The organism is Citrobacter sp. NCU1, from assembly GCF_010231475.1.
Lineage (GTDB): Bacteria > Pseudomonadota > Gammaproteobacteria > Enterobacterales > Enterobacteriaceae > Citrobacter_D.
Window position 1 is genome coordinate 58,999 of record NZ_NRDO01000036.1, and the last position, 12,087, is coordinate 71,085.

Below are 12,087 nucleotides of genomic sequence, written 5' to 3' on the forward strand. Positions count from 1 at the left end.
GCCAGCGTCAGGGAGTCATTATGCGTAGTGGATATTTCCTCGGTGTAGATGTCGGTTCGGCAAGCGTAAGGGCGGGGGTCTTTGATGCCAGCGGAACGCGACTGTCTTTTGCAACACTCCCTATTTCTCAATTTCGACCGGGTGGGGAACGGGTGGAGCAATCTTCTGCTGAAATCTGGCAGCAGGTTTGCCTGGTTGTCAAAGGGGCGGTGGCCAGTGCTGGCATTCCTGCCACCGCGATTCGCTCGTTAGGATTCGATGCTACCTGCTCTCTGGTTGCGCTGGATGCGCAGGGAAAAGGGCTGGCAGTCTCGCCTGAAGGCGTCTCCGATCACGACATTATTATGTGGATGGATCACCGCGCAACAGCACAAGCTGAACGCATTAATGCCACCCAGGATCCTGCACTGCGTTATGTTGGCGGCGAAGTTAGCGTTGAAATGGAACTGCCCAAGGTGCTCTGGTTGAAAAATCATCTTCCAGAAACCTGGAAGCAGGCCCATCGCTTCTTCGATCTGGCTGATTTTCTGGTGTGGAAAGCCACTGGCAATGATGTTGCCGGGCTGTGCACACTGACCTGTAAATGGAACTACTTAGCGCACGAACAACGTTTTAGCGATTCCCTGCTGGACGCTGTCGGGTTGAATGACTTACTCCGAAAAATCCCTGAGCAGATCCTCCCGCCTGGCGCTGCTGCAGGAACGCTGAGTCCTGACGCCGCACAGGCATTAGGGCTGACGACAGACGTTGTGGTGGCCAGCGGAATGATTGATGCCCATGCTGGCGGCGTTGCACTTGCGGGGGCACAACCTGCGGGGACGCTGGCGCTGATCAGCGGAACGTCAAACTGTCACATGTTATGCAGTGAGCAGGAGATACACACGGCGGGTGTGTGGGGGCCTTATTGGTCGGCGATGCTACCGGGCTACTGGCTGACGGAAGGAGGGCAAAGCGCCGCGGGAGCGTTGGTTGACTGGACGCTACAGGAATCCGGAGCCAGTGCGGAACTGTTTAGCAAGGCTGAACAGCGGGGATGCCATCCGGTTGAATTGGTTAATGAATGGGTGACTGCGCTGGAAGAGAAAGAGCATGAGCCGACTCGCTATCTGCATGTGCTGGCCGATCATCATGGTAACCGTTCGCCACGTGCGCGCCCGGATGCCCGAGGGAGCGTTTGCGGCCTGACGCTGGAGAGAGGAGAAGCTCAGGTGGCGCGCTTATACCTGGCCACGCTACAGGCTATCGCTTGTGGGACGCGACATATCATGGATGCTATGCGCGAAAGCGGGCATACCATTTCCCGGCTGACATTATGCGGCGGCGCAACGCACAATCCGCTGTGGCTGCGTGAATATGCGGATGCCACGGGCTGTGACATTCATCTTATGCAAGAGGAGGACGCGGTCACGCTGGGGGCGGCGATCACCGGGGCTGTGGCAAGCGGTAGTTGGCCAGATTTTTCATCCGCATGCCTGGAGATGGTAGCGGCAGGCGAGGTGATTAAGGCAAACCCCGCAAGGCAGGACTTTTTTGAACGCAAGTATCAGGCATACCTCGCGCTCTGGGAGCAGCAGCAGTTACTGAACCGACTGATGCAATAAGACAAATGTTTAAAATACTTTTATGATTGGGCATAGGTGTTTGGAAGTGTACTGGGGCACATAAATGGCTAAAACAGTAGAACAGATAGCCAGCGATCTGGATTTATCGGTGACAACCGTAAGACTGGTGCTAAATGGAAAAGCTGAACAGTATAGGATCAGCGTCAAAACACAAACGCGCATCAATGAGTATGTAGAACGATATGGTTATGTGATTAATCATTCGGCCCGGAGTCTGAAGCTTAATAAGACGGACACGTTGGGTTTGATCGTACCCAATATTTCTAACGTCTTTTTTGCGACGCTTGCTGAAAAGCTTGAACAGCGCTGTCGTCGTTCGGGTTATCAATTAACGATCAGTTGTACTTATGATGATGTTGATTACGAAAATAAATTAACAAAAGCGTTAATTGCCAGAAATGTTGACGGACTTTTTATTGTGCCTTCAACATTAGAGAATCAACAGCATCATTTACGCCAGGTCAGAAAACCAATGGTGTTACTTGACCGTGATTTTAAGTATACGGATAACGCCCTGGTCGAAAGTCACAATATCTCTGGCGGTGAAAAATTGACGCAAAGCATACTGGAAGCGGGTCAATCTCCAGTATGGCTTTTGGTGGGCGATGCCGGGTTACCCAGTATTAGCGACCGTATTACTGGTTATCTTAACGCATTGGAAAAAAACGGTATTTACCATCGGGAATGGGTTCGCGAAGGCCCCGTTAATACACCTGAAGGCGGCTATTTGATTATGGAGCGGTTGATCAGTGAATGGGGCTGCCCGCAGGCGTTTATCGCCTCATCGTTGCCGGTGCTGGAGGGGGCTGTCAGAGCTATTCGCGATCGTTTCGGTGTCGTTCCACCTGAGATTAACATTGGCACATTCGATGAACACCCGATGCTGGGGTTTCTGTCCAATAATGTATGGTCAATGCAACAGGATGAAAATGCCTGGGCAGAAAAAGCATTCGATATGATGTTGAGTGCTATCGAGGAACGTCCTATTAAAGAGACGGTAAAAGTTGAAATGAAACTTATTAAGCGTGCACGACAACAATAATACGCAACAGTAATACAAATAAAACAGCCATATGAATCTGAATAAAAGTATTCAGTGGCTGCCCTTACCTGAAACCTGACCCGTCTTTGTTTGCGGTTGTGTCTTTTCGCGATAAAGATGAGGGGGATTGTACCCGGAGAATAAAGATGGAAAGATCTCGTTTATCTCGTGAAATAATTGAAACCTGTCTTGAAATGACACGTCTTGGTTTAAATCAAGGCACCGCAGGTAATGTGAGCGCCCGCTATGAACAAGGTATGTTAATTACGCCTAGCGGAATTCCTTATGAGCGACTCACTGAAAATATGATCGTGTATGTTGATAACAATGGGAAATATGACGAAGGGCAGTTACCCTCCAGCGAATGGCGTTTTCATCTTGCGGCTTATCAGACACGGCCTGATGCAAATGCCGTGGTACATAATCACGCCATTCATTGTACAGCGGTCTCGATCCTCAACCGTCCTATTCCGGCGATCCACTACATGATTGCCGCCGCAGGCGGAAACTCTATTCCTTGTGCGCCGTATGCCACATTTGGAACGCAGGCCCTGTCTGAATTCGTCGTAACGGCATTGAAAGATCGCAAAGCCACGCTGTTACAACATCATGGACTCATCGCCTGTGAAATTAATCTGGAAAAAGCCCTGTGGCTGGCACATGAAGTGGAAGTGCTGGCGCAGCTTTACCTCAGTACGCTGGCGATTACCGATCCCGTACCGGTGTTGGATGATGAAGAGATCGCCGTAGTACTGGAGAAATTTAAAACCTACGGGTTACGTATTGAAGAGTAATTTCGCAAGGCGAAAAGGAGACGGATGATGGCGAACAGAATGATTCTGAATGAAACGGCATGGTTTGGCCGTGGGGCGGTAGAGGCGTTAACCGGCGAGGTGACGCGACGTGGTTACCGTAAGGCACTGATTGTGACTGATGAAACGCTCGTACAGTGCGGCGTGGTCGCGAAAGTCACCGACAAAATGGATGCGGCCGGGTTGGCCTGGGAGATCTACTCCGGTGTGATCCCCAATCCAACTATCAGTGTCGTCAAAGAGGGGCTGAGCGTATTCCAGCAAAGCGGGGCGGATTATCTCATCGCAGTCGGCGGGGGGTCTCCACAGGATACCTGCAAGGCCATTGGGATTATCAGCAATAACCCGGAGTTTGCCGACGTGCGCAGCCTGGAAGGACTGTCACCGACAGGTCGCCCGAGCGTGCCGATTATGGCGATCCCTACCACGGCGGGTACTGCGGCCGAAGTCACCATTAACTACGTGATCACCGATGAAGAAAAGCGGCGCAAGTTTGTCTGTGTGGATCCGCATGATATTCCTCAGGTCGCGTTTATTGATGCTGACATGATGGACGGTATGCCTGCCGCGCTCAAAGCGGCAACCGGCGTGGATGCGCTGACGCACGCTATTGAGGGGTATATTACGCGTGCTGCCTGGGCTCTGACCGATGCGCTGCATATTAAAGCGATTGAAATTATTGCTGGTGCGCTGCGGGGTTCTGTTGCCGGAGATCGTGAGGCGGGAGAGGCCATGGCGCTGGGGCAGTATGTTGCCGGCATGGGTTTTTCCAATGTGGGTTTGGGACTGGTACACGGGATGGCGCATCCGCTCGGCGCGTTTTATAACACGCCTCATGGCGTCGCCAATGCGATTCTGCTCCCCCATATCATGCGCTATAACGCGGAATTTACCGGCGAAAAATTCCGTGATATTGCCAGAGTTATGGGTGTTAACGTAGAACGTCTGAGCCTGGAAGAGGCACGCAATGCGGCGGTTGATGCCGTCTTCGCTCTCAACCGCGATGTCGGTATCCCGTTGCATCTGCGCGACGTCGGTGTGCTTAAAGAGGATATTCCGGCGCTGGCACAGGCTGCGTTTGACGATGTTTGCACCGGCGGTAATCCACGGGAGGCGAGCCTTTCCGATATCGTGGAGCTGTATCACACTGCCTGGTAATGAGGCGGGGTAAAAATCGCCGGGTGGCGCTGCGCCATCCGGCTTACAGTGTCAGCCATTTTGTTGGCCGGATACGGTGTTTGCACCGCCATCCGGCCGCTCTGTTACCGCGCCAGTCGCAGCTGCTGTAAATTTCCGTCGAGATGTAAATCTGTTTGCAGGCGGGCAATGTCACGGCATAAAAACGCCATCTCTTTATGCGCTGCAAGTTTTTTCCGCCACTTTTCCGGCACGTCGTCTAAATGCGTGTAGATCCCTTCCAATGTCTGAAACTGAATCAACAGTTGAGTGGCGCTTTTCGGGCCTATCCCGGCGACGCCGGGCACTTTCGAACTGCTGATCCCCGCCAGTCCCCAGTAATCGGGTAGCTGCTGAGGTAGCACACCAAACTCTTTTTCAATAAAAGGGGCATCCAGCCAACGTTTTTGGAAATAGTCACGAATACGCAATGTGGGAGAAAGTAGCTGACAGTAGCCTTTGTCGGTCGAGACGATGGTGGCCTGGTGTCCGGCCTGCGTGACCTTTACCGCCAGGGTGGCGGCCAAATCATCGGCTTCATTCCCGCCAGAGACCCAACAGAGCACGCCATGCTGTTCAAAGGCGGCGCGTAAAGCGGGCATTTCGCGATGCAGGTCGTCAGGCATTGGCGGTCGGCCTGCTTTGTAATCCGGGAGTCGCTGGTGGCGCCAGCTATCGTTGCGTGCTTCGTCATCAAACACGGCAACAGCGTGTGTTGGCTGGCTGTGCATGATTAATTGATCGAGCGCGCGCTGACAGGTTTCGACGCAGGGAGAACCCTGAACGGCATGAATCCGGCGAATCAAATTAAGTGCATCGACGATGAGCAGATGGACGGCCACGGTGTTCTCCCTGATAGATCATGCGCTAAGGGTAACATTCACGGCAAAGTCAGGCTATTCACAGCGGTGAAAATGGGAAAGGGCTTCGCAAAACGAAGCCCTTTGGGGAGATTAATCGCAGGTGACAATCTTCATGGCCAGACCACCACGAGAGGTTTCGCGGTATTTGGCGTTCATGTCTTTACCGGTTTCGTACATGGTCTCGATAACTTTGTCGAGGCATACGCGCGGCTCACTGGTACGACGTAGCGCCATACGCGCGGCATTGACCGCTTTCACAGAGGCGATCGCGTTACGCTCGATACAAGGAACCTGTACCTGACCGGCAACCGGATCGCAGGTCAGACCGAGGTTGTGTTCCATGCCGATTTCTGCGGCAATACACACCTGAGCCGGGCTGCCGCCCAGTAACTCGGCCAAACCCGCAGCTGCCATGGAACACGCTACGCCGACTTCACCCTGACAACCCACTTCCGCACCGGAAATAGAGGCGTTCATCTTGTACAGAGAACCAATCGCGCTGGCGACCAGCATGAAGCGAGCCAGTGAGTTAGCATTTACTTCGCGAATAAACTTGTCGTAGTACGCCAGCACAGCCGGGACAATACCACAGGCACCGTTGGTGGGTGCTGTAACCACGCGCCCACCCGCGGCGTTTTCTTCGTTAACGGCCAGTGCGAACATATTGATCCAGTCAACGACCGCCATCGGGTCGGTGGTGGTTTTATCGCTGCTGACCAGCATACGGCGTAGTGCCGCCGCACGACGCGGAACACGCAGTTTGCCCGGCAGTACGCCTTCGGTGGTGATACCGCGCTCAATACCGCCGCGCATCACTTCCCAGACACTGGCAAAGTGCTGTTCTAGCTCTTCTTTGCTATGCAGCGCCAGTTCGTTTTGCATCATCAGACCGGAAAGAGACAATCCCGTTCTCTGACAGTGTTTCTGCAGGTCGGCGGCGGATTTATACGGGTACGGTACGTTAACCGGTGCGCTGTTTGGCAAACCAAAATGGTCTTCATCAACGATGAAACCACCGCCGATGGAATAGTAGGTCTGGCTATAAATGGCTTTTTCGCCCGCCAGCGCCGTAATACGCATCCCGTTCTCATGGAGAGACAGGTTGTCGGCATGAAAATTCATGCACTTGTCTACCGGGAATTCGACTTCATGTTGACCATTTGCCAGCATCAAGCGCCCGTGAGTATTCACATCCTGAATGAAGGAGGGAATGGAATCGATGTCGACGGTGTCCGGCAGATTTCCCGCCAGGCCCATAATAATGGCGATGTCAGTGTGATGGCCTCTCCCCGTCAATGACAGCGAGCCGTAAACATCCACCACCACGCGGGTGACATCAGTGAGTAAGTTGCGTGCAACCAGGTCATCCGTGAATTGTTTGCCCGCTTTCATTGGTCCGACAGTGTGTGAACTGGAAGGGCCAATGCCGATTTTGAAGATATCGAATACACTAATCATAAGGCATCCATTGCAGTTGTGTCGAAAACAGGCGCCGCCCGCAAGCGGCGCTTAAGAACTTAGCTGAACAGAGAGTAGAAAATTGCAGAGATAGCAATCAGACCCATCACGACAACGAATACGTTGCTGATGTGGCCGCTGTACTTACGCATTGCGGGGACTTTCTGGATTGCATACATCGGCATCAGGAACAGAATCATCGCGATGATGGGGCCGCCCAGGGTTTCAATCATGCCCAGGATGCTTGGGTTCAGGGTTGCCACGATCCAGGTGGTAACCAGCATGAACAGCGCAGTGATTTTGTTCAGTTTGTTGATTTCGATGGATTTACCTTTACCACGCAGTGACTTGATAACCATCCCGTTAAAACCTTCACGTGCGCCCAGGTAGTGGCCAAGGAAGGATTTGGTGATGGCAATCATCGCAATGATCGGCGCCATCCATTCGATAAACGATACGTTAAAGTGGTTTGCCAGGTAAGACAGAATCGAGATGTTCTGCGCTTTCGCGGCAGCCAGGTCTGCTGGGGTCAGGCTCAGTACGCAACTGAAGACGAAGAACATGACCGTCAGCACCATCATAATGTGTGCGCACGCCAGGATTTTGGAGCACTTCTTCTCAGCTTCCTGACCGTACTCTTCACGTTTCGCGACTGCGAAGGAGGAGATGATCGGGGAGTGGTTAAAGGAGAAAACCATCACCGGAATTGCCAGCCACAGGGTCATCCACAGACCTTTACCGGTTGTAGCAGCGGAATCAAAGGAAAGTGTTTCCAGCGCTGCGCCGCTCCACTGAGGGATCAGGTAAATTGCCAGCAACATCAGGGCTGCAACGAACGGGAATACCAGAATACTCATCGCCTTCACGATCATCTGCTCGCCAAAACGAACGATGGTCATCATACCGACGATCAGGATCAGCGACAGAATCGCACGCGGCGGCGCAGACATCTGTAACTGGTGCGTCATGAAGCTTTCAACGGTGTTGGTGATAGCAACGCTGTAGACCAACAGAATCGGGTAGATAGCGAAGAAGTAGAGCAGGGTAATCAGTTTACCTGCGCCAACGCCGAAGTGTTCTTCAACCACTTCCGTGATGTCTTCACCCGGGTTTTTACCGGACAGTACGAAGCGGGTCAGGCCGCGGTGGGCAAAGAAGGTCATCGGGAAGGCGAGGATCGCCATGATGATCAACGGGATCATACCGCCAACGCCGGCGTTAATAGGCAGGAACAGAACGCCTGCGCCGATTGCTGTGCCGTACAGACCCAGCATCCACATGGTGTCCGTCTTGCGCCATCCGCTACGGGTCTGGCCCGTAGTGATAGTGCTGGTTTGGGTGGTTTCCATCTATTTCTCCTGGAGGAATTTAAATGTCAGGTTTTGGTTTTAACCAATAAAAAAGAAGCCTGACCGTAAAATGAAATTTGTTAAGCGACGATTTTTATATAATTTTTCGCCGTAATAATTTGAGGGCGGAAAGATACATTTAAGTTATGAATGTATCAGTGATCGCGATCTCAAATGCAATAATCCACCTTTTGTGTGGATAAATTTAGACCATTAATCTGTCAAAAAATCATCAAGACGGATTTATGGTCGTGAAATCGTCCATTAACGAGATATGTCCAGAAAAGACCGGTCGTGAGATATCCGTTTTTGGCTATAAATTGTACTGATTTTGGTGGGTTCTCGCGACGAATGATGTTTTTTTGCGATAAATCGCGGTTTCATTTGCAAGGTAAACGTTTGCGTTTTTCGGGCTTTTAGTGAAAAGGTAAGCGAAATTAACGAATGGGGGATTTGCTATGTGACTGGTATCACTAAAAAATCTGGCTTTTCAGGCGAAGAGTGAGGCCCGGCAACTGGCGCTGCCGGGCATGAAAATTACCTGCAAATTTCGTAGCAGGGGATATAGGCGGAGCCAGGCAACTTCATTCGGTGTTGCGCGACAAAGCCCTGGAGCAGGTCATCCATACGGCGCATCATCTCGTGGTCGCCGTGGATTTTATACGGGCCAAATTCCTCAATGGCGCGAATGCCGACTTCTTTAACGTTACCCGCAACGATTCCAGAGAAGGCGCGGCGCAGGTCTGCCGCCAGGATCTCAACCGGTTGGTCGGGATACAGTTTCAGGTTCGACATGTTGTCATGCGAGGGTTCGAACGGCAGTTGTAGATCCGGTGCGATACGGATGGACCAGTTGAAACTGTAGGCGTCACCGGTATCACGACGGTTCTCTTTGACCAGCGGCATCGCTTTTTTCATCAGTCGCGCCACTTCCGCCGCGTCATCAATGATGATGCGATAATGACGTCGCGCTTCTTCGCCCAGCGTATGCACAATAAACTCATCAAGCACACGGAAGTAGTCCGCACTCTCTTTGGGTCCGGTAAGGATCAGCGGCAGAACCTGATCTTTATTCGCCGGGTTCATCAGTATACCCAGCAGATACAACAACTCTTCCGCCGTGCCGACGCCGCCCGGGAAGATGATGATACCGTGCGCGATACGAACAAACGCCTCCAGCCGTTTTTCAATATCGGGCATGATGACCAATTCATTGACCAGCGGGTTAGGCGGTTCCGCGGCAATGATGGACGGCTCGGTCATACCGATAAAACGACTGTCTTTATAGCGCTGCTGCGCGTGACCGACGGCGGCGCCTTTCATCGGGGCTTCCATCGCACCGGGTCCACAGCCGGTGCAGATGTTCAGCTCACGCAGACCCAACTGGGTGCCAACGCGGCGCGCATACAGGTATTCATTTTCGTTAATGGAGTGACCGCCCCAGCAGACCACCATATTCGGCGCTTCACCAACGTGCAGCGCACGGGCGTTACGCAGAATGGAGAACACGAGATTGGTGATATTAACGGAACTGTCGAGTTTCAGATGTTGAAAACGACCTGCGTTATGAATTTGGCCGTTAACAAAAAGAATGTCGCGCAACACGGCAAACAGGTTGGCCTGCAGAGCACGGATAATACGGCCGTCAACAAAAGCGTCTTCAGGTGGATTAATTAATTCCAACTTTACGCCACGTTCGCGACGGAGCACGTTGATGTCGAAATTTTCAAAACGAGACAGCAGCTCTTTGCTGTTGTCGGTCAAACTTCCGGAGTTCAGCACTGCAAGAGAACAGTTACGAAACAATTGATAAAGGTCGCTGCTGGCGGTGCGTTTAAGCATATCGACTTCCAGCTGCGACAACATGTCCATTGAGCCAAGCGGGCTAATATGTGTAATCAAGTAAACTCCTTATGGGACGCAACACGTCATTCCCTACTGATTACAATAGCGCTGGCTTATGATCTTTCACAACCTTGCGCGCGGAATCCGGCGCGCAAAATTGAGAAAAAAGATTACTGACGAACCAATCTTCCGGTTGCCGGCACGAAATCGGTGTTTGTACGCCAGGGGTTAATATCCAGGCCGCCGCGTCGTGTGTAGCGCGCGTAGACACTCAGTTTCTCCGGCTGGCAGAAGCGCAAAATGTCATTAAAAATCCGCTCCACACACTGTTCGTGGAACTCATTGTGATGGCGGAAAGAGACCAGATAACGCAGTAGTTTCTCACGATCGATTTTTCGGCCGCGATACTGAATTTGTATGGAACCCCAGTCTGGCTGGTGAGTGATCAGGCAGTTAGATTTTAACAGGTGACTGATCAGCGTCTCTTCCACCACTTTCTCGCCGCTGGCGGCATTTTCCAGATAGTCGGTGCTGAACTGATAGTTATCAATAGCGATATCCTGATCGTCGATGCAGCTACCGTGGAAATGGGCGATGGGTAACCCTTCCAGTTCATCAAGCCGGTACAGCGCAACGCTGACATCGCCCTGGGCGCAGGCGCGCAGATCGTTTTCCAGCGTTCGGCGGACATCCTCCCAGCTATCAAAGCGTGTCTGGTTAAAGCTGTTCAGGTAGAGCTTAAAGCTTTTTGATTCAATCAAATTGAGGCTGGTGTAATCCAGCTCGACATGACCCACGGCAACTTGCGGCAGTCCTTTCGCATTCAGCCATGACAGTTCATACAACGTCCAGATATCCGCGCCGTGAAAAGGCAGATTATCTGCTTTTAAATCCAGCGGATCGCGATTCAGGCTACGTGGGACGCCCTGCAATAAACTTGCGTCGTAAATATCCCGGTAATCTGTTGATTTACCGAGAGTCAGGCCGTCCAGCGCCTGATGGTTTTCATAAGAAGACATGTTTCACCGTCATAAACCAGATACACTATGCGTCAAGTGTATCCTGGCTTTTGTTAAGAGAGAAATCGGTGGACGAACAGACAGCACAGGCCCTGAAGGCCTTTACAACACGCTATTGTGATGCCTGGCATGAAAAAAACGACAGTTGGCCGCTGAGCGAAGAACTCTACGGCGTTCCTTCACCCTGTGTTATTTCTTCGACCGGTGAGGCAGTGTACTGGCAGCCGCAACCTTTTGAAGGAGAGGCGAATGTAAACGCCGTTGAACGCGCTTTTGATATTGTGATACAACCAGCAATTCATTCATTTTACACCACCCAGTTTGCCGGGGATATGCACGCGCAGTTTGCCAACGAGACATTGACGCTGCTGCAAACCTGGAGCGTAGATGATTTCAGACGAGTTCAGGAAAACCTGATTGGTCATCTGGTAACACAGAAACGTCTGAAGCTATCGCCGACGCTTTTTATTGCTACCCTGGAAAATGAACTCGAGGTCATTTCGGTGTGCAATCTGTCTGGAGAAGTATGCAAAGAGACGCTGGGCACGCGAAATCGCAGTGTACTTGCTCCCTCCCTTGCGGAATTTCTCACTCAGCTTAAGCCACTTTTGTAATCCCCGTTGCCCCTTTCTTTGTGAGAGATCTCTTACAAACCCTGTAAGAGATCGCCAGGATATAAGTAAAGACTTAACCCAATAAGAATGCATTAAATCGATAATAATCAATTTGTTATCAATTTTATGCTTACTTTCAAATGAAAATATCCTTAAGGTATTGTCTGTAAGTGCCTTGTAAGACATGACGAAACAGGCGATTCTATGTCTGTCGACAAGGAGTCCCTAAGGTGCGAATACAGAGGAAATCTACAATGAGTAAATGCAGTGCTGATGAAACCCCGGTT

Annotated in this window: 10 protein-coding genes; 5 read left to right on the top strand and 5 right to left on the bottom strand. The window is 51.6% G+C overall.

Annotated features, from left to right (window positions below; all coding sequences use genetic code 11):
- Positions 1–20: 20 nt before the first annotated feature.
- The 4 genes from CJP72_RS12325 to fucO all read left to right on the top strand — a co-directional run bounded on the left by CJP72_RS12325 (position 21) and on the right by fucO (position 4,634).
- Positions 21–1,601 carry an FGGY-family carbohydrate kinase gene (locus CJP72_RS12325; protein ID WP_162381491.1) on the top strand — a complete coding sequence of 527 codons (1,581 nt, stop codon included), beginning with the start codon at positions 21–23 and terminating at the stop codon, positions 1,599–1,601.
- Between the two features lie 64 nt (positions 1,602–1,665).
- Positions 1,666–2,664, top strand: a complete 999-nt coding sequence (locus CJP72_RS12330) for a LacI family DNA-binding transcriptional regulator (RefSeq protein WP_162381492.1) — start codon at positions 1,666–1,668, stop codon at positions 2,662–2,664.
- A gap of 146 nt (positions 2,665–2,810) precedes the next feature.
- On the top strand, positions 2,811–3,458 hold the full coding sequence (gene fucA / locus CJP72_RS12335) for an L-fuculose-phosphate aldolase (RefSeq protein WP_162381494.1): 648 nt from the start codon (positions 2,811–2,813) through the stop codon (positions 3,456–3,458).
- Positions 3,459–3,485: 27 nt separating this feature from the next.
- Positions 3,486–4,634, top strand: a complete 1,149-nt coding sequence (gene fucO / locus CJP72_RS12340) for a lactaldehyde reductase (protein ID WP_162381507.1) — start codon at positions 3,486–3,488, stop codon at positions 4,632–4,634.
- 104 nt (positions 4,635–4,738) lie between these two features.
- On the opposite strand, the gene xni is transcribed toward fucO, so the two are convergent.
- The 5 genes from xni to queF form a co-directional block, all read right to left on the bottom strand.
- Positions 4,739–5,494: a flap endonuclease Xni gene (gene xni, locus CJP72_RS12345; protein ID WP_162381495.1), complete on the bottom strand. Its 756-nt coding sequence runs from the start codon at positions 5,492–5,494 to the stop codon at positions 4,739–4,741.
- A gap of 111 nt (positions 5,495–5,605) precedes the next feature.
- Complete coding sequence (sdaB, locus tag CJP72_RS12350) at positions 5,606–6,973, bottom strand: L-serine ammonia-lyase II (RefSeq protein ID WP_162381497.1); 1,368 nt, start codon at positions 6,971–6,973, stop codon at positions 5,606–5,608.
- A 59-nt stretch (positions 6,974–7,032) separates the two neighbouring features.
- The gene (locus CJP72_RS12355; protein ID WP_162381499.1) at positions 7,033–8,322 is read right to left on the bottom strand and encodes an HAAAP family serine/threonine permease; all 1,290 of its coding nucleotides are present in this window, start codon (positions 8,320–8,322) and stop codon (positions 7,033–7,035) included.
- Between the two features lie 537 nt (positions 8,323–8,859).
- Positions 8,860–10,224 (bottom strand): nucleotide 5'-monophosphate nucleosidase PpnN, encoded by a 1,365-nt coding sequence (gene ppnN / locus CJP72_RS12360; RefSeq protein WP_162381501.1) that lies wholly within the window; start codon positions 10,222–10,224, stop codon positions 8,860–8,862.
- Positions 10,225–10,337: 113 nt separating this feature from the next.
- Positions 10,338–11,186, bottom strand: coding sequence for an NADPH-dependent 7-cyano-7-deazaguanine reductase QueF (gene queF / locus CJP72_RS12365; RefSeq protein WP_162381503.1), 849 nt, complete (start codon positions 11,184–11,186; stop codon positions 10,338–10,340).
- A 68-nt stretch (positions 11,187–11,254) separates the two neighbouring features.
- On the opposite strand from queF, the gene syd reads away from it, so the two are divergent.
- Complete coding sequence (gene syd / locus CJP72_RS12370) at positions 11,255–11,800, top strand: SecY-interacting protein (protein WP_162381505.1); 546 nt, start codon at positions 11,255–11,257, stop codon at positions 11,798–11,800.
- Positions 11,801–12,087 lie beyond the last annotated feature (287 nt).

Coding starts and splice junctions, on each gene's coding strand:
- fucO (WP_162381507.1), top strand. CDS start 3,486: ATGGCGAACAGAATGATTCTGAATGAAACGGCATGGTTTGGCCGTGGG.
- CJP72_RS12355 (WP_162381499.1), bottom strand. CDS start 8,322: ATGGAAACCACCCAAACCAGCACTATCACTACGGGCCAGACCCGTAGC.
- queF (WP_162381503.1), bottom strand. CDS start 11,186: ATGTCTTCTTATGAAAACCATCAGGCGCTGGACGGCCTGACTCTCGGT.
- fucA (WP_162381494.1), top strand. CDS start 2,811: ATGGAAAGATCTCGTTTATCTCGTGAAATAATTGAAACCTGTCTTGAA.
- sdaB (WP_162381497.1), bottom strand. CDS start 6,973: ATGATTAGTGTATTCGATATCTTCAAAATCGGCATTGGCCCTTCCAGT.
- CJP72_RS12325 (WP_162381491.1), top strand. CDS start 21: ATGCGTAGTGGATATTTCCTCGGTGTAGATGTCGGTTCGGCAAGCGTA.
- CJP72_RS12330 (WP_162381492.1), top strand. CDS start 1,666: ATGGCTAAAACAGTAGAACAGATAGCCAGCGATCTGGATTTATCGGTG.